The 17,115-nt window shown below is 59.4% G+C and carries 14 protein-coding genes and 1 pseudogene; 2 read left to right on the plus strand and 13 right to left on the minus strand.

What is annotated here, in order from left to right; all coding sequences use genetic code 11:
- Positions 1 to 2: 2 nt before the first annotated feature.
- The 5 genes and pseudogenes from B2J77_RS20185 to B2J77_RS20205 all read right to left on the minus strand — a co-directional run bounded on the left by B2J77_RS20185 (position 3) and on the right by B2J77_RS20205 (position 6,059).
- Positions 3 to 2,384 (minus strand): tyrosine-type recombinase/integrase, encoded by a 2,382-nt coding sequence (locus B2J77_RS20185; RefSeq protein ID WP_078479313.1) that lies wholly within the window; start codon positions 2,382 to 2,384, stop codon positions 3 to 5.
- A complete protein-coding gene (locus tag B2J77_RS20190; RefSeq protein WP_078479314.1) occupies positions 2,381 to 3,610 on the minus strand; it encodes a tyrosine-type recombinase/integrase in 1,230 nt (409 codons plus the stop codon). The genes B2J77_RS20185 and B2J77_RS20190 overlap by 4 nt, the downstream gene beginning before the upstream one ends.
- A gap of 92 nt (positions 3,611 to 3,702) precedes the next feature.
- Positions 3,703 to 4,404: pseudogene (locus tag B2J77_RS20195) on the minus strand (thymidylate synthase); the annotation flags it as partial.
- Between the two features lie 49 nt (positions 4,405 to 4,453).
- Positions 4,454 to 5,260 carry a prolipoprotein diacylglyceryl transferase gene (gene lgt, locus B2J77_RS20200; protein ID WP_078479316.1) on the minus strand — a complete coding sequence of 269 codons (807 nt, stop codon included), beginning with the start codon at positions 5,258 to 5,260 and terminating at the stop codon, positions 4,454 to 4,456.
- Between the two features lie 16 nt (positions 5,261 to 5,276).
- Positions 5,277 to 6,059, minus strand: a complete 783-nt coding sequence (locus B2J77_RS20205) for a sulfite exporter TauE/SafE family protein (RefSeq protein WP_058638154.1) — start codon at positions 6,057 to 6,059, stop codon at positions 5,277 to 5,279.
- 127 nt (positions 6,060 to 6,186) lie between these two features.
- Between B2J77_RS20205 and B2J77_RS20210 the strand changes: the two genes are divergently transcribed.
- A complete protein-coding gene (locus B2J77_RS20210) occupies positions 6,187 to 6,933 on the plus strand; it encodes an NRDE family protein (RefSeq protein WP_078479317.1) in 747 nt (248 codons plus the stop codon).
- Between the two features lie 57 nt (positions 6,934 to 6,990).
- On the opposite strand, the gene ptsP is transcribed toward B2J77_RS20210, so the two are convergent.
- From ptsP to ilvA, 4 genes are all read right to left on the minus strand, one after another.
- Positions 6,991 to 9,270 carry a phosphoenolpyruvate--protein phosphotransferase gene (gene ptsP / locus B2J77_RS20215; protein WP_023532652.1) on the minus strand — a complete coding sequence of 760 codons (2,280 nt, stop codon included), beginning with the start codon at positions 9,268 to 9,270 and terminating at the stop codon, positions 6,991 to 6,993.
- Positions 9,271 to 9,292: 22 nt separating this feature from the next.
- Positions 9,293 to 9,772, minus strand: a complete 480-nt coding sequence (locus B2J77_RS20220; RefSeq protein ID WP_023532670.1) for an RNA pyrophosphohydrolase — start codon at positions 9,770 to 9,772, stop codon at positions 9,293 to 9,295.
- Between the two features lie 150 nt (positions 9,773 to 9,922).
- The gene (locus tag B2J77_RS20225) at positions 9,923 to 10,348 is read right to left on the minus strand and encodes a DUF2269 family protein (protein ID WP_058638156.1); all 426 of its coding nucleotides are present in this window, start codon (positions 10,346 to 10,348) and stop codon (positions 9,923 to 9,925) included.
- A 112-nt stretch (positions 10,349 to 10,460) separates the two neighbouring features.
- Positions 10,461 to 11,975, minus strand: coding sequence for a threonine ammonia-lyase, biosynthetic (ilvA, locus tag B2J77_RS20230; protein ID WP_058638157.1), 1,515 nt, complete (start codon positions 11,973 to 11,975; stop codon positions 10,461 to 10,463).
- 133 nt (positions 11,976 to 12,108) lie between these two features.
- On the opposite strand from ilvA, the gene rpiA reads away from it, so the two are divergent.
- Positions 12,109 to 12,783 (plus strand): ribose-5-phosphate isomerase RpiA, encoded by a 675-nt coding sequence (gene rpiA / locus B2J77_RS20235; RefSeq protein ID WP_078479318.1) that lies wholly within the window; start codon positions 12,109 to 12,111, stop codon positions 12,781 to 12,783.
- A gap of 63 nt (positions 12,784 to 12,846) precedes the next feature.
- Here the strand turns inward: rpiA and B2J77_RS20240 are convergent, their stop codons facing one another.
- The 4 genes from B2J77_RS20240 to B2J77_RS20255 all read right to left on the minus strand — a co-directional run bounded on the left by B2J77_RS20240 (position 12,847) and on the right by B2J77_RS20255 (position 17,001).
- Positions 12,847 to 13,749, minus strand: a complete 903-nt coding sequence (locus B2J77_RS20240) for an SdiA-regulated domain-containing protein (protein ID WP_078479319.1) — start codon at positions 13,747 to 13,749, stop codon at positions 12,847 to 12,849.
- An 86-nt stretch (positions 13,750 to 13,835) separates the two neighbouring features.
- The gene (locus B2J77_RS20245; RefSeq protein ID WP_078479320.1) at positions 13,836 to 14,750 is read right to left on the minus strand and encodes an SdiA-regulated domain-containing protein; all 915 of its coding nucleotides are present in this window, start codon (positions 14,748 to 14,750) and stop codon (positions 13,836 to 13,838) included.
- A gap of 163 nt (positions 14,751 to 14,913) precedes the next feature.
- On the minus strand, positions 14,914 to 15,579 hold the full coding sequence (locus B2J77_RS20250) for a fumarylacetoacetate hydrolase family protein (RefSeq protein WP_058602864.1): 666 nt from the start codon (positions 15,577 to 15,579) through the stop codon (positions 14,914 to 14,916).
- 24 nt (positions 15,580 to 15,603) lie between these two features.
- Positions 15,604 to 17,001, minus strand: a complete 1,398-nt coding sequence (locus B2J77_RS20255; RefSeq protein WP_078479321.1) for an FAD-binding oxidoreductase — start codon at positions 16,999 to 17,001, stop codon at positions 15,604 to 15,606.
- Between the last annotated feature and the right edge of the window lie 114 nt (positions 17,002 to 17,115).

Raw genomic sequence — 17,115 nt, forward strand, 5'->3', positions numbered from 1 at the left:
GCTCACAGGCCCACCCCATCAACCAAAATCGTGGTATCAACAAACTCCGCCAGCCGTCGGCCTTCAGCTAGTTCCTCTAAAGAAAACTCCGAAGTATTCTCACTCAGAATCTTGTTGAGCAAGGTCAGGTTTTCTCTCACGACACGTCCATATGGCGTATCCATGATGCGAGAAACTTCTGCAAGCTTCAGATAATCCCGCTCCATGGCAAATAGCTGCGGCAGATCCGATGCGGTCAGCATCACATTGGCACAGCCAAGGCACATGTTGTACATGGAGCAAGGACTACCCGGAACGTAAGAGCTGAGCTTCTTCACAAATTCGGGTGGGTTCATGATGTTGGCACAGCTAGCAAGAGGAGTTTTGAAGACGACCCTCGGTGCTCCGACATTCACCGCCTCAATGAGCTCAACCTTCTTTTCCGGAACCACTTGGCGCTTGTGCATTTCAGGCTCCATAGCCGATTCGTGAACCTGGCTAAGAGCGACGGTAAGCTTGGCGCGGGCCATGGCGTTGAAATCCATGCGATCAAGGTAAGCCATGGTAGTTTCCACATGCTTGTGACCAAGAATGAGCTGAATCTCACGAATCGTGACATCTCGCTCCACAAGCTCGCTGATGAAGCTTGGGCGAAGGCGGGATGCGCTGAGGCTCAGAGGCACCCCAGAGTCATCGAGGAGTCCTTTACGCTTCGCATAGGCTCCGAAAAGCACAGACATCACTGCAATTTTGGATGTCGAAAGGGCCTTGATCTTTCTATAGCTGGCAGGCGCGCTCGACTCCCAGATGAACAGCCTTTTCTTGGCTTCAGCCGGTGCATTTTTCCGAATACCAGCTGTAAGGAACTTCACTTCCTCAAAGATCTTCGCCACCTCTTTGGATTGTGATGTGGTGAGCCATGTGATCTCCGCATCGAACAAGTCGAGGTGCATGACCTTTCCGCCGTCCGAGCGCTCCTTCCAATACCGGAGACATGGCCGAAGCGTGAGCTCATGCTCTTTCACATAGTCATCCAGGTTCATCAGTCTGAGTGAGTCGGCGTTGAGGCCGGTGATCTGTGCAAGCTTAACGATATAAGGCGTGATCACAGCAGAATCGACAATGTGGTGAACGCCCCAGCTTTGCATGACATCTCGGATACCAATATCGGCACGAGTGAGGATACTCAGATAAGCCCTTACATATGGATCAGACTCATCAGCGGTGAAGCCGAGACTTGAGCAACCGAACTTGTTCTCAAAAATCCATCGAGCGTTTTCGAGAGTTCCCTGGCCATGCTTCAACAGCCCGTCAGTGCCAACGGGATCCACACCAACACCAGACTGCACGTAGGGCTGTGCCAGACGGTTGTTGAGCAGGATATCCTCGTCAACACTCTGCGAGATACGTAGACGCTCATCCACAGAGTATGGACGATAGGTGTCAGTCACACGATTAGCATCAAAGCCTGGGGAGTTAATAAAGCTAGACCCGTCGTATCCTTTGACGCTAGACACTGTACCAAGCGTCTTACGGAAAGAGCTCATCAAAGTGTTAGCGTGATTTGGGGATAAATCTCCCGTGATCACCCGCTGTTCCAAATGTGAGCGAAAACGAGGTAGAACAAACGGATCGAGAATATCGCCAATAGATTCCATGCCTGTTAGGCCAAGTTCGACGAAAAACTTCGCCACCCATTTGAACGTCTCCAAATAGTTGCTCAGACCCGAATCGCTCGCAGCCTTAAGTGATGCAGAGGCAAAGGCGTGCTTAATGCTTTGAAATGGCCTACCAGGGCCGGGGCGTTCGTAGTCGTCCGTGCAGTCCAGTGGAAGCGCTTTGAGGCGCTTGAAATCCACAAGACCATGCTCTACTGGCTCAAACTTCTCTTTACTGTCAATCCGCTCGTGTACGGTCTGATACGCACCCGAAATAACACCAAGCTTTTGAAGGTCGTCATTGATTTCGTCATAAGCACGGCGAACAGTTGGATAGGCACTCATTGCCGATTGGATCGATGCCAATTCGGGCACAAGCTTGAGGCCACGCTTCATGCTCAGTTGATTGCCAAAAATCGGAAGTGTGAGCTTCTGCTCGCTGCTCAAAGACCTGTACCAACCCAGCAACTTAAGGCGCCAATTCGTAGCTGTCGCGGCTTCGCCCTGTTCGATCAAGCCATCAACCAGCATGTTCAAAATGAGCTTGTTCTCGGCGATCTCAAATGTCTCCGAGGACACATCAAGGCCATAGCTAGAGACGTAGGAAGGACTCAGCATAAGGGACGCAAAGCGCCCGCTATCATTGTCCGCGAACTCTACTTTGTAATAGCCCAGTGGATCTTTCTCGACCTCATCGAGCCAAGTGAGGACATGCATTGTTTCAACAGCAGATTCAAAGATGCTCATTTCATATCCCCCAGGCGGATTTTGAGTGTGGTCTCAGCAGAAAGATCCTGCATGTTTTTAGCGCGAGTGGTTACCTCGCCATCAGGGGATAGCAAACTAAAGATCTCGTGTGGAATCTGCGTGTAAATTTCGGTGATTTTATCTCTGGAGTGCCCAAGATGCCGCTGAGCCACAGCAAGGCGACCCAAGTAGTCTTTACCGAGATCCGGACTACTTAAAATGGCATAAGCGTTTCCATGGCGCAACTTATGCGGGGAGATAGAACGATCAATCAGTTTTTTCTTTACGGCTCGCTCTGAAAGGCGCTCTAGAAGCTTGCTCACAGCATCCGCATTGTAAGGCTTACCATCAGCATTAAAGAAACACGGGGTATGCTCAGGACTTTCGTACTGACGAGCATACTTCCGATACAGCGGCGTTGAATGATAGGCCCTAATGCGCTCAAGGGTTGCCCGGCTAACAATAGAAATTCTTGGCTTATACTCGCCACCAGGCCCCTTACTGCCATCAATAGTAAGAGGGCAGTATTCTGGAGGAAGCGCCTCCTCAATATCATCCGAGTAGAATTGGGAGCGAGCGAAGTTGAGGGCATGATTGACTGCACCTAAAGTCACACGACCAACTTCGCTGCGGCGCAGCCCACTGTCAAAAATGAACTGAATTACAGCACGCTCTCGCTCATAAGGAGTAGACTTGATAAGATGCTTTAAGTCTTGGAGCGAGCAGGGAATAACAAGTTCACGCTTAGGAGTAGGCGAGATGAACCCACCCGCATAAGGATTATCCTGCCTCCTGGCTGGTTTATGTTTACTAGCCACGCACAAGAAGTCACTGTATAGAGCCATCAAACAACTATCCCTGTTCCTGATAGTTGTTGAACTGAGGCCCTCTACTTCACGCAGGTAGGCAAAGTACCGCCCAATAGTGTTCTTAGTTACGGCTAGTAGGATTTCATCGTATGAAGCCGACGCAAAGTTTGGCTGAGTCTTGAACCAATCGAGCGAATAGCCGATGTTCTGGCCATAGGTCTGAGCAGATGTGTCTGCTAATTTTTTGTGCCGAATGGCGTATGAAAGGTACTCACTCGCGAGGGGCACCAGCCTCTCCTCGGAGTCAAAAAGCCCCACCCCTGTGACTGCCACCTGGCCATCGACCAGCGGCCCATCTTCGTTGACCAGCGAGCCTTGGAGCTCCACCAGCCGATCTCTTGTGACTACTACCTTCACTGACTACCTCTGCTTCGAAGGCCGCCCATCCTATGCAGAATGTGCAGCTTGTCAAGGTCAAGAAATAGTAGGAAGAAAGGTAAATTTTTTTAGGCTAGGAGCGCGTACTGTGCGCTTTTCCCTACGTCCGATAAAAGGCCAAGGTCGTTGGAGCGGATGTAAAGCGTCAGTGAAAGCTCGCGCGTTTCCACGTTGGGGTGGAACTGGTAGAGCAAGTGACAAGGCGGCAGGGCCATTTCATCCAGCTGGGCGCAGTTCCAGCCGTGGAACAGGATGCGTCGGCTGCCAGGATCGTTGGCGATGGTGTCCAGGCACTGGCGGACCTGATCGATGGCCTTGTAGAGGATGACAAACGCCACGCCACCCTCTTCATCCTGGGCAATCTGCCGGAAGCCGGCCTTTTCCGCCATCTCGATCGCGGCCTGATTGCTCAGGGCGATGCGCTTGTAGCCCGGCCATTGCCGCCACTGTACCCCGTAGATCTCGCCCAGGTCGTCATGGCCCTGGCGGAACGGGTTGGCCAACCACTGGGCATTTTCGTTGGCGTTCTGGTCCCAGACCTTGCAACCCAACTCACGGAATTGGCCGGCATTGCGAACCCCGCGCAGGAAGCCCACCATTTCGCCGATGGCCGACTTGAACGCGAGCTTGCGCGTGGTGATAGCGGGGAAGCCCTTCTGCAGGTCGAAGCGCAGCATCGCCCCTGGCAGGCTGATGGTGCGGATGCCGGTACGGTTTTCCTGCAACGTGCCGTTTTCGATAACGTCGCGGACCAGGTCCAGATACTGTTTCATGGCTTACCTGTAGCTAGACGGCAGGGGATCGCCCCTGCCGGGAGAGTGATCAGGCGGGTGTCGCCGTAGGCTTGCGATTATAAGCCCACCAGATGAGCCCAAGGCCAGCCACGATCATGGGGATGCACAGAATCTGACCCATGGTCAGCCATCCCCACGCCAGGTAACCGAGCTGGGCATCCGGCACCCGCACGAACTCGACGATGAAACGGAAAATACCGTAGAACAACGCGAACATTCCGGAAACTGCCATGGTTGGCCGGGGTTTGCGCGAGTACAGCCAGAGAATCACGAACAGTGCCACGCCTTCGAGGGCGAACTGATACAGCTGCGAAGGGTGGCGCGGCAACTGCGCCGGGTCGCTGAACGGCGGGAAGGTCATCGCCCATGGCACATCGGTCGGTTTGCCCCACAGTTCAGCATTGATGAAATTGCCGATACGCCCGGCACCCAGGCCGATCGGCACCAGCGGGGCGACGAAGTCCATGAGTTCGAAGAACGACTTGTTGTTGCGCTTGCCGAACCACAGTGCAGCCAGCATCACGCCAATGAAACCGCCGTGGAACGACATGCCGCCTTTCCAGACCTCGAAGATCAACGTCGGGTTGGCCAGGTACGCGTGCAGGTCGTAGAACAGCACATAGCCCAAACGTCCCCCTACGATCACGCCCATCGACAGCCAGAAGACCAGGTCGGAAAGCTTTTCGCGGCTCCAGGTAGGGTCGAACCGGTTGAGGCGGCGGGTGGCCAGTAACCAGGCCCCGCCAATGCCGATCAGGTACATCAGGCCGTACCAATGGATTTTCAGCGGTCCGATGGCCAGTGCCACGGGGTCTATCTGCGGGTAAGGCAGCATTTAACATCCTCTCGATTCAAATCAGAAAGCTCAGGCCTACACAGAACAACAGGGCCGCAAACAGGCGCTTCAACAGGCGCGGTGACAGTCTGTGAGCCAGCCGCGCCCCGTAACGTGCGAAAAACATGCTGGTCACGGCGATGCCGACCATCGCCGGCAGGTAGATGTAACCGACGCTGTGCGGCGGCAGCTGGGGTTCATGCCAGCCCAGCACCATGAAACCCGCTGCACTGGCGATCGCAATGGGCAGGCCACACGCTGACGACGTCGCCACGGCCTGCTGCATGGGCAGGCTGCGCCAGGTCAGGAAGGGTACAGTCAGCGAGCCGCCACCGATGCCGAAAATGGCCGACGCCCAGCCGATTACGCCACCCGCTGCCACCCGTGCAGCCTTGCCGGGCACACCGCGGCTGGCCTTGGGCTTGAGGTCCAGTGCCATCTGCGCGGCAATCACCAAGGCGAAGACGCCAATGATCTTCTGCAGCATGGGCCCCTGGATCAGCGACGCCGTCTTGGCCCCGACACCAGCACCCAGCAGGATCCCCAAGGTCATCCAGGCAAAGATCGGCCATTGCACCGCGCCTTTGCGGTGATGCTCGAGCACGGCGTTGATGGAGGTGAAGACGATGGAGGCCAGGGATGTGCCTACCGCTAGGTGCGTCAACACCGAGGCGTCAAAGCCCTGCAATGTGAAGCTGAACACGAGCACAGGCACGATGATGATGCCCCCGCCCACGCCGAACAGGCCGGCCAGCACCCCCGCACATGCACCTAATACCAGATAGAGCACGAATTCCATTCGGCTTCCCCGAGAAATCAATCCGGCATGGTAACGGAAGCTGGGTTCGCGGCTCTAGTGAAGTCTGTGTCAGGTTGGATCTGTCCCGCTGCCTGGGTACAGTGGAAGAAAACACAGGACCCGAAGAATGTGCCTGATCGTATTCGCGTGGCGGCCAGGGCATGCCCTGCCCCTGATCGTGGCGGCCAACCGTGATGAGTTCTACGCCCGCCCTACCCTGGCGTTGGCACCGTGGGAAGAGGCGCCGCAGGTGTACGCCGGTAGGGACCTGGAGGCTGGCGGGACTTGGCTGGGGATCGGCCCGCAGGGACGTTTCGCCGCGTTGACCAATATCCGCGACCCCAGGCAGGCACTGGGATCGCGTTCGCGTGGCGAGTTGGTGGCCGCTTTTCTGAAGGGAGAGCAAACCGTGGAGGCGTATCTGGCTCAGGTGGCCAGCCGAGCCGACCAGTATTCAGGGTTCAACCTGCTCATCGGCAATGACCATGCCCTGGGTTACGTCAACGCCAGGGAAGCAGCGCCACGCCTGCTTGAGGCAGGGGTGTACGGGCTTTCCAATGCGCAGCTTGATACCCCATGGCCAAAACTGGTCAAGGCGCGCAGCCGCCTGGAGGGGTTATTGGAAAAGCCCGATCCAGAGCAACTGCTGGCACTGCTGGCCGATGACGAGCCTGTAGCCGACGCCCAGTTGCCGGAAACGGGTGTTGGCCTGGCAACCGAAAAACTGTTGTCGAGCGCGTTCATCGCCAGTCAGAACTACGGCACACGCGCCAGTACCGTGCTGATCGTCGATGATCGAGGACAAAGGCAGTTAATCGAACGCAGCTTCGGCCCGTTCGGGTCCCTTGTCGGGGAGGTGAAACGCTTGGTTTGATCACCCAGGCCGGCCTTGTGCGCAGGTCAACTATTAAGGCGCCAGCACACGCGGCGCTCAGAGCGGCTTGTTGGCCCCAGGCCCGATCATCCGTGCAAGCCCGAGGTTCTTCAGCGCCAGCTGCAGCGAGCTGTGGATGACCTGCGGGTTGTCATGGCTCAGCGCCTCTTGCAGCAGCTCCTTGGCCTTGCTCATGTTCACCTGGCGCAGCATCCACTTCACCTTCGGCAGGTTAGTGGCGTTCATCGACAGGCTGTCGAAGCCCATGGCCATGAGCAGGATGGCAGCGGCCGGGTCGCCCGCCATTTCGCCGCAGATACTTACCGGCTTGCCTTCGGCATGGGCATCACGGACCACAGTGTTGACCGCCTGCAGTACGGCTGGATGCAGGTAGTCGTAGAGGTCGGCCACCCGTGGGTTGTTACGGTCCACAGCCAGCAGGTACTGGGTAAGGTCGTTGGAACCCACCGACAGGAAGTCCACTTGCCGCGCCAGTTCTCGGGTCTGGTACACCGCGGCCGGGATTTCCACCATCACGCCCACCGGCGGCATTGGCACATCGGTGCCCTCGTCACGCACCTCGCCCCAGGCGCGGTGAATCAGGTGCAGCGCTTCCTCGAGTTCGTGAATGCCGGAAATCATCGGCAGCAGAATCCGCAGGTTGTTCAAGCCCTCGCTGGCCTTGAGCATGGCGCGCGTCTGCACCAGGAAGATCTCGGGGTGGTCGAGTGTGACGCGAATGCCACGCCAACCCAGGAAGGGGTTTTCTTCCTTGATCGGAAAGTAGGACAGCGCCTTGTCGCCCCCGATGTCCAGCGTGCGCATGGTCACGGGCAGTGGATGGAAAGCCGCCAGTTGTTCGCGGTAAATCGCCAACTGCTCTTTTTCGCTGGGGAAGCGCTGGTTGATCATGAACGGCACTTCAGTGCGGTACAGGCCTACCCCTTCGGCGCCACGCTGCTGGGCGCGGGCCACGTCGGCCAACAGGCCGGTATTGACCCACAGCGGCATGCGGTGCCCGTCAGGGGTAACGCAGGGCAGCTCGCGCAAGGCGTCCAGGCCCTGGGCCAGCTGGCGCTCTTCCTCGACCACGTCGCTGTACTGCTTGCGCAGCACCTCGCTGGGGTTGGTAAAGACCTCCCCTTTGTAGCCATCGACGATCAGCTCGATGCCATCGACCTTCGAATAGGGCAGGTCGACCAGGCCCATGACGGTCGGAATGCCCATGGCGCGGGCCAGAATGGCCACGTGCGAGTTGCCCGAGCCTAATACCGAGACCAGGCCCACCAGCTTGCCTTCGGGCACTTCGCCCAACATGGCCGGGGTCAGCTCTTCGCTGACCAGAATAGTGTTGTCGGCATAGACCAAAGACTGCGAGCGTGCCTGTTGCAGGTAGGCGAGCAAGCGTCGGCCCAGGTCCTTGACGTCGGAGGCCCGCTCGCGCAGGTAATCGTCATCCATCAGTTCGAAGCGGTTGACGTGCTCGCCCACCACCTGGCGCAGTGCGCCCTGCGCCCATTGACCTGTCTTGATGACCTCGCGCACCTCGCCGCCCAGGGCAGCGTCCTCGAGCATCATCAGGTAGACATCGAATAACGCCCGCTCTTCGGGACGCAGTTGAGTGGCCAGCTTGGCCGACAACTTGCGCATGTCGGCGCGCACCCCTTCGAGGGCCGCATGGAACAGGTGCAGTTCGGCGTCGATGTCCTCGACCGTCTTGTCCGGGACCACTTCCAGGTCGGCCGGTGGCAGCATCACCACGGCCCGCCCTACGGCAGCGCCAGGGGAGCCAGGCACACCGACGAATCGCGCTTCCTGGATGCCTTTGCCCTGGCGACCCAAACCGCGAATCGAGCCAGTGGCCTCGGCGTGGGCGATCACCCCAGCCAGTTGCGCACTCATGGTCACCAGAAACGCTTCTTCGCCCTCATCGAACTGGCGACGCTCGCGCTGCTGAATGACCAGCACACCCACCACGCGGCGGTGGTGAATGATCGGGGCGCCCAGGAAGGAGGCGAAGCGCTCCTCGCCGGTCTCGGCGAAGTACCTGTAGCGCGGGTGCGCGGCGGCATCTTCGAGGTTAAGAGGTTCTTCGCGGGTGCCTACCAGTCCCACCAGGCCTTCGTTGGGGGCCATGCTGACTTTGCCGATCGAGCGCTTGTTCAACCCTTCGGTGGCCATCAACACGAACCGGTTGGTTTCCGGGTCCAGTAGGTAGACCGAGCAGACCTGGCTGGCCATGGCCTCTTTGACACGCAAGACAATGATCCCCAACGCCGACTTGAGATCTTTGGCGGAGTTTACTTCCTGGACGATCTTGCGCAGCGTATTGAGCATGGCTCGGGGTCGAACTCCGTCGTCAGTCGCGCGTCAAAAGACGCGGTGCTAGCTCTTTCAGGGCGCGCCGATAGACCTCGCGCTTGAATGTCACAACCTGGCCCAGCGGGTACCAGTAGCTCACCCAGCGCCAGCCATCGAACTCCGGCTTGCCGGTCAGGTCCATGCGCACCCGTTGCTCATTGCTGATCAGACGCAACAGGAACCACTTCTGTTTCTGGCCGATGCACAACGGTTGGCTGTGGGTGCGCACCAGTCGCTGGGGTAAACGATAACGCAACCAACCACGGGTGCAGGCAAGAATTTCCACATCGTCGCGTTCAAGGCCAACTTCTTCGTTCAGCTCGCGGTACAGGGCATCTTCTGGCGTCTCGTCAGGGTTGATACCGCCCTGTGGAAATTGCCAGGCATCCTGGTTGATCCGTCGAGCCCATAGCACCTGCCCAGCATCATTCGTGAGAATGATCCCGACATTGGGGCGAAAACCATCCGGGTCGATCACGGCAGCAACCTCGCAAACGCATGTCACCGCATTGTTCCACAAAGCCTGCGAGCGCAGCAACGCGCCTGCGGTGCTTATATACCGTCAGCGCTATGCAAGTGTGTGAACCAGGCTTTGCCGGCAGGCAATCAGTGGATGCCTTGGCGAAGATCAGACGGGCTTGGCGCCCATCAGCCCGGCGATGGACAGCAGGCACACGGCACTGAATACGGCCAATGCCAGCGTTAGCCGCATACTCTGTGCAGGTGTCCTGCGCAGCCGGTTCAGGCGCACGACTAGCCATACCCAGGCCAACGCGCTCATGGTATACAGCGCAGTCGACGCCAGTAGCCAGGTCTGACCCAGCGGCCAACCTACTAGGTGCACCAGCCACCAGCCGGTAAACGGCAGGCTGAACAGGCTGATACCCATCACCAGCCAGACGAAGACCAAGGGCCGTTGCATCAGCCTGCCATACACCGCCCTGTCGCCCTGCCGGCGGGCACGCATCGTCCAGATCGCCACGCCCAGCGCACCGAGCAACAACAGTGCGGTGCCGATCACGTGCAAGGCTTTGAGGGTGTTGAGGTGTTCCATGTCACTCGTCCTGGGCCGGTGGCGTTACAAGGGCTGCGAGCGGAAAAGCCCGCCAGGCTGCGCCGCCTGTTCATTGCAAAGCGGCGCGCCCCCTGGGCAAGAGCTTAGCCGTTCAGCCAAGGAACAGCGTGTAGGCCGGGTTTTGGGTTTCATCCCAGTAGGGGTAGCCAATCTGGGCCAGCGCGGCCGGCACCAGGTGGCGCTCGTCCTCAGGCACCTGCAACCCCGCCACCACACGGCCATCTGCCGCACCATGGTTACGGTAGTGGAACATCGAGATGTTCCAGCGCCCGCCCAGTTTGTCGAGGAAGTTGAACAGGGCCCCTGGCCGCTCGGGGAATTCGAAGCGCAGCACCATTTCATCGCTCGCCCCGGCCGAGTGCCCACCCACCATGTGGCGAATGTGCAATTTGGCCAGCTCATTGTCGGTCAGGTCCGTGACCGGGAAGCCCTGGTCGATCAACTGTTGCACCAGTGCCGCGCGGGGGTCGTTTTCCGGATGGGTCTGCACGCCCACGAAGATGTGCGCCTCATCGGAGGTGTGCTTGCGGTAGTTGAATTCGGTGATCTGGCGCTTGCCCACCGCCTCGCAGAAGGCCTTGAAGCTACCGGGACGCTCCGGGATGGTGACCGCGATGATGGCTTCGCGCTTTTCACCCAGTTCTGCCCGCTCCGCGACATGGCGCAGGCGGTCGAAATTGACGTTCGCCCCGGAATCGATGGCGACCAGTGTCTGGCCGCTGACCCCGTACATCTCCACGTATCGCTTGATGCCCGCCACGCCCAGTGCCCCCGCAGGCTCGGTGATCGAACGGGTATCGTCGTAGATGTCCTTGATCGCCGCGCAGATTTCGTCGGTGCTGACGGTGATGACTTCGTCCACGTGATGGCGGCAGATGTCGAAGGTGTGCTGGCCAATCTGAGCCACCGCCACGCCATCGGCAAACAACCCTACCTGCGGCAGCACCACCCGCTCACCAGCGGCCATGGCGGCCTGCAGGCAGTTGGAGTCGTCCGGCTCAACGCCAATGACCTTGATTTCCGGGCGCAGGTACTTCACGTAGGCGGCGATGCCGGCGATCAGGCCGCCGCCGCCGACCGGCACGAAAATCGCGTCCAGCCGACCGGGGTGCTGGCGCAGGATTTCCATGGCCACGGTGCCCTGGCCAGCAATGGTATGAGGATCATCGTAGGGGTGGATGTAGACGAAGCCTTTTTCATCGACCAGTTTCAGCGAATAGGCCAATGCCTCGGGGAACGAATCACCGTGAAGGACCACTTTGCCGCCGCGCGAGCGCACGCCTTCGATCTTGATTTCAGGCGTGGTCTTGGGCATCACGATGGTGGCCTTGATGCCCATTTCCCGTGCGGCGAGGGCCAGCCCCTGGGCATGATTGCCAGCCGAGGCGGTGACCACGCCGCGGGCCAGCTCTTCTGCGGTCAACTGCGCCAGCTTGTTGTAGGCCCCGCGGATCTTGAACGAGAACACCGGCTGCAGGTCTTCGCGCTTGAGCAGGATCTGGTTGCCCAGGCGTTTGCTCAACTGCCCGGCGCTGTGCAAGGGGGTTTCGACGGCAACGTCATAGACGCGCGAGGTGAGGATCTTCTTGACGTACTGTTCGAGCATCGGGAAAGCATCACTGGCCGCGGGACAAGGGCTCGGAGTCTACCCCAGCGTTACGTCGGACGACCACAGCCAAGCCGCGCTTGCCGTTATACTGGTCGCCTTTACATCCGCCCTGCCCCATCTCGGAGCCCGCATGACCCAGGACCAACTCAAACAGGCCGTTGCCCAGGCTGCCGTCGACTTCATTCTGCCCAAGCTCGATGACAAAAGCGTCGTTGGCGTGGGCACCGGTTCGACCGCCAATTTCTTCATCGACGCCCTGGCGCAGCACAAGACGGCCTTCGACGGCGCGGTCGCCAGCTCCGAAGCCACGGCCCAGCGCCTCAAGGGCCATGGCATCCCGGTTTACGAGCTCAACAGCGTCAGCGAGCTGGAGTTCTATGTGGACGGCGCCGATGAAAGCGACGAACACCTGAACCTGATCAAAGGCGGTGGCGCGGCCCTGACCCGGGAAAAGATCGTTGCTGCCGTGGCTAAGACGTTCATCTGCATCGCCGATGGCAGCAAGCTGGTACCGGTTCTGGGCAACTTCCCGCTGCCGGTGGAGGTCATCCCGATGGCCCGCAGCCATGTTGCTCGTCAGCTGGTAAAGCTTGGCGGCGACCCGGTTTACCGTGAAGGCGTAATCACGGACAACGGCAACGTTATCCTCGACGTGTACAACCTGCAGATCGCCGACCCGGTAGCGCTGGAAGCCCAGATCAATGCCATCGTGGGCGTGGTTACCAATGGCCTGTTCGCCGCACGGCCTGCCGACCTGCTGCTGCTGGGCACTGCCGAGGGCGTGAAAAGCCTGAAGGCCGAGTAACCATGCGAGCCGGCATGCCCGGGTACGGTTGCGCCGACCGGGGCTTGCCGAACGCCGACAAGGTCACGGCGCCGGCTGCTTGAATACGTAGAACAGGTTCGGCTCACTGACCATATAGATTGTCCCGGCCTCGTCCATCGCAATGCCCTCCGCCTGCGGGACTGTCGCTTTGAGCCCCTGGAACCCTTTGCGCAATGACAAGGTGCTCAGTGGCCGCCCCTGCACATCCAGCTCCAGCACCAGGCGCGATTCATCCGACAGCGCCAGCAGGTGCCCACTACGCTCGTCGAACTGCAGGCTCGACAGATCGCGCACGAACAGGCGCGAATCGCGCTTGCGGTCCTGGACCACGTTCACGGCATAGGGTTGTTGCGGATCGTCATGAGGAAACCCGTGCACTTCGTAGATGAGCATCGGGTCGCGCTCCTTGGCCACGAACAGCCGCTTGCCCACCGAATCGAAGGCCAGCCCTTCGAAACCCTTGTTACCGTTAAGGCCGATGCCCAAGGTCAATTGCTCTGCCTGGGCAGCATCCAGTGACAAGGTGTCGTCGGTGAGCCGCACACGGATCAGCCGCTGTTGGCGCTCGTCGGTGATCACGTAGCTATTCGGACCGATGTACTCCACCGCCTCGGGGTCACCGAAACCGTGCAGCGCGATACGTCGCAGGATTCGCCCATCCAGCGACAGCTCGATCAGCTCAGAGCGGGCGTTGGTCACGGTGAACAGGCTTTTGCGGTCAGGGTCGTAGGTCAGCGCCGAGACATCGTCATCCAGCCCTTCGATTGGCCGCCCCTCGACCACCACCTGGTAGCGATTCAGGCCAATGCTTTGCTCGGCCGGTTGCCACCACGTGGTGAGGTTGAACCAGGCACGTTCGAACAGACGAAATTCCTGCCCGACCCAGCCCAGCAACAGCAGGCATAGGACGACAGGGACCAGTGACAGACGCAAATAACGGTGCATGAAGGCAGACTCGACGGAGGATGGCGAATCTAACCACAAACAACTGAAATAAAGCTTAATGCCATCATGCAAATAGCAGGAAAAACCTACCCTTTGGTGAAGCGATAGAACAATGCCGGTTCGCTGACCATGTACAGGGTGCCCTGGTCATCCATTGCCACGCCTTCGGCCCTAGGAATGGTGTGCTGCAGACCATTAAAGCCCCCCAGCAAGGTCATGAAGCTGACCTGTTCACCCTGCTCATCCAGTTCCAGCAGCATGTTGGAATCGGCAGACAGCGCCAGCAGGTGCCCCGTTCGCGGATCAATGCCCAATGCCGACAGGTTTCGCAGGTCGAGCGAATCACTGGGCAGCGGCGTTTTTTCGCCCGTCAGTTGGCCTTGCCCATTGGACTTCCATTCATACAGGCGCGGCGGCCGTTCCTCGCCGATGACCAGCCGCTGTTTCGACGCGTCCCAGACCACGGCTTCGTAGCCCTTGTTGCCATTTTGCGACGCCCCCAGGTCGTGGCTGGGGAAGTCCGCATGGTTGAGCGCGGTGGTGGCGGCATCGACTTTTACCACGGTCAGGTCATGCAGCCGCTCGTCCGTGATTGCTAGGTAGCCGCCATCCATGACGGTGACGCCTTCCGGGTTTGCCCAGCCATTGAGGGGAATATTGCGCAGCACGTCGCCGTCCAGGTTCAGCTCGGTGAGGAAGGGTTGCTTGCCCATGACGGCGAATAGCGTGCGGGTACTGGGGTTGTACGTGAGGTCCGATGCTTCGTAGTCGGCCATTTCCGGCAAGGGCTTGGCGTCGATATCCACCGTGTAGTCCGGCAGCCACACGCTTTCACTGCGCTCGGCCGTGCTTTCGAAGCCTTCCTTGACCCACAGCGCTGCCCGATCGTCCCAATGCATGGCGAAGGCCACGCCATAGGCAATCATCACTGCCACGGCCAGGCCGAACGGCCAGCGCAGGTAGAACGGGCGCTTGAAGGAGGCAGGGGCGTTTGATTGCATCGAGACGTCCTGGGGAGAAAGGCGAAGGTCTGCGCATTATCCAGAAGACGTGTGAAAAAACAGTCAACCCGCTAGGGCCATTCGCAGATGACGCGGGGATGGGCCGCCTGACCGGAGCCTTGGCCAAGGCGGATCATCTGCGAGAAATCAGGTGGGTACTGGTTTAGAGCACCCGGCTCTCGAACCGGCTAACCCCTGGCAGCTCCAGGACCACGTCATCGCCCACGTTGAAGGGGCCTACGCCTGCTGGTGTGCCGGTCAGGATGACGTCGCCGGCCTGCAGCGAAAACTGCGCAGCCATGTGCTGGATCATCGGCACGATCGGGTTGAGCATCATTGCACTGGAGCCGTCCTGGCGGACTTCGCCGTTGACCGTCAGGCGCACCGGGATGGCCGTGATGTCTTCGAAGCTGGCGGCAGACACAAAGGGCGGCAACACGCAGGCGCCGTCGAAACACTTGGCCAACTCCCAAGGCAAGCCCTTTTCCTTGAGCTTGGCCTGCACGTCCCGCAGGGTCAGGTCCAAGGCCGGCGCAAACCCGGAAATGGCATCGAGCACCTCCTCCTGGCTCGGCCGCGTGGACAGCGACTTGCCCAGCAACACCGCGATTTCCACCTCGTAATGCACCGACCCACGTTCGGCAGGAATCTTGAAACCGCCCTCGGCCGGCACCACGCAACTGCCCGGTTTGATGAACAGGAGGGGTTCGGTCGGTATGGGATTATCCAGCTCCTTGGCATGTTCGGCGTAGTTACGCCCGATGCATACCACCTTGCCCAGTGGAAAATGAATGCGCGTGCCGTCTGCATACTGGTGCTGGTAGTTCATGGCCACTCCTCTGGATACTGCTTTTTATTCAGGTGCGAAGATCTTACCCGGATTCATGATGCCCGCAGGGTCGAACACGGCCTTGATTGCTTTCATGCAGGCGATTTCTTCACGGGACCTGCTGTAGCCCAGGTAATCGCGCTTGGTCATGCCCACACCGTGCTCGGCGGAGATCGAACCGTCGTAGCGCTGGACGATCTCGAACACCCACTGGTTGACCTCGGTGCAGGACGCGAAGAAGTCATCCTTGCTCATGTGCTCGGGCTTGAGGATGTTCAGGTGCAGGTTGCCGTCACCGATGTGCCCGTACCAGATCACCTCATAGTGGGGGTAATGCGCCTGGACGACGGCATCGATGTCGCGCAGGAATGCCGGCACTTTCGAGACGGTCACGGAGATGTCGTTCTTGTACGGTGTCCAGTGCGAAATGGTTTCGGACAGGTATTCGCGCAGCTTCCACAAATTCTTCAGCTGCGTCTGGCTCTGGCTCATCACGCCATCGAGCACCCAACCTTGCTCGACACAGTGTTCGAAGGTAGCCAAGGCTTCGTTGGCCACCGCATCGGTGCCGGCCTCGAACTCCAGCAAGGCGTAGAACGGGCATGGCGTTTCGAAGGGCGCAGGCACGTCACCGCGCGCCAGGATCTTGGCCAGGCCCTTGTCGGAGAAAAACTCGAACGCCGTCAGGTCCAACCTGCCCTGGAAAGCGTGCAGTACAGGCATGATCGAGTCGAAATCAGGCGTGCCCAACACCATGGCGGTGAGGTTGCGTGGGGCGCGGTCCAGGCGCAGGGTGGCCTCGACCACGAAACCCAGCGTACCTTCGGCGCCAATGAACAGCTGGCGCAGGTCGTAGCCGGTGGCGTTTTTGATCAGGCCCTTGTTCAATTCCAGCAACTCGCCGCTGCCGGTGACCACCTTGAGGCCCGCGACCCAGTTGCGGGTCATGCCGTAGCGGATCACCTTGATGCCACCGGCATTGGTGCCGATGTTGCCGCCTATCTGACTGGAGCCACTGGAGGCGAAGTCCACCGGGTAATACAGGCCCTGCTCCTCGGCGAACGCCTGCACCTGCTGGGTAATGACCCCTGGCTGGCAGACCACGGTACGGTCGAAGGCGTTGAAATCCAGGATGCGATTCATGTAATCGAAGGCGACCACCACCTCCCCGTTGGCGGCCACGGCGCCCGCGGACAACCCGGTACGCCCGCCGGAAGGCACGAGCGCCACACGATGGGCATTGGCCCAGCGCACGATGGCCTGCACCTGCTCGATTGTCCGGGGCAGGACGATGGCGCTGGGCGCAGGCGGGTAATGGCGTGTCCAGTCCTTGCCATAGGCTTGCAGGGATTCGGGGTCGGTCAACACCTTGCCGGGGTCGACCAGGGTCTTCAACTCATCCAATACAGCGGGCTGGGTCATCGCCTGAACTCTCGCTTTATTCATGGTCACCCTGAGCACGCTTCACCTGTCGGGATAAGCTCAGATTGTGTCGCGTATGCTAGCATAGCGCCCCCGCTGTTCATGCTAGAGCTG

Origin of the sequence: Pseudomonas parafulva (assembly GCF_002021815.1) — a bacterium.
Classification (GTDB): Bacteria; Pseudomonadota; Gammaproteobacteria; order Pseudomonadales; family Pseudomonadaceae; genus Aquipseudomonas; species Aquipseudomonas parafulva_B.

Coding starts and splice junctions, on each gene's coding strand:
- lgt (WP_078479316.1), bottom strand. CDS start 5,260: ATGCTGCCTTACCCGCAGATAGACCCCGTGGCACTGGCCATCGGACCG.
- B2J77_RS20245 (WP_078479320.1), bottom strand. CDS start 14,750: ATGCAATCAAACGCCCCTGCCTCCTTCAAGCGCCCGTTCTACCTGCGC.
- B2J77_RS20240 (WP_078479319.1), bottom strand. CDS start 13,749: ATGCACCGTTATTTGCGTCTGTCACTGGTCCCTGTCGTCCTATGCCTG.
- ilvA (WP_058638157.1), bottom strand. CDS start 11,975: ATGCTCGAACAGTACGTCAAGAAGATCCTCACCTCGCGCGTCTATGAC.
- rpiA (WP_078479318.1), top strand. CDS start 12,109: ATGACCCAGGACCAACTCAAACAGGCCGTTGCCCAGGCTGCCGTCGAC.
- B2J77_RS20250 (WP_058602864.1), bottom strand. CDS start 15,579: ATGAACTACCAGCACCAGTATGCAGACGGCACGCGCATTCATTTTCCA.
- B2J77_RS20210 (WP_078479317.1), top strand. CDS start 6,187: ATGTGCCTGATCGTATTCGCGTGGCGGCCAGGGCATGCCCTGCCCCTG.
- ptsP (WP_023532652.1), bottom strand. CDS start 9,270: ATGCTCAATACGCTGCGCAAGATCGTCCAGGAAGTAAACTCCGCCAAA.
- B2J77_RS20185 (WP_078479313.1), bottom strand. CDS start 2,384: ATGAGCATCTTTGAATCTGCTGTTGAAACAATGCATGTCCTCACTTGG.
- B2J77_RS20205 (WP_058638154.1), bottom strand. CDS start 6,059: ATGGAATTCGTGCTCTATCTGGTATTAGGTGCATGTGCGGGGGTGCTG.
- B2J77_RS20225 (WP_058638156.1), bottom strand. CDS start 10,348: ATGGAACACCTCAACACCCTCAAAGCCTTGCACGTGATCGGCACCGCA.
- B2J77_RS20255 (WP_078479321.1), bottom strand. CDS start 17,001: ATGACCCAGCCCGCTGTATTGGATGAGTTGAAGACCCTGGTCGACCCC.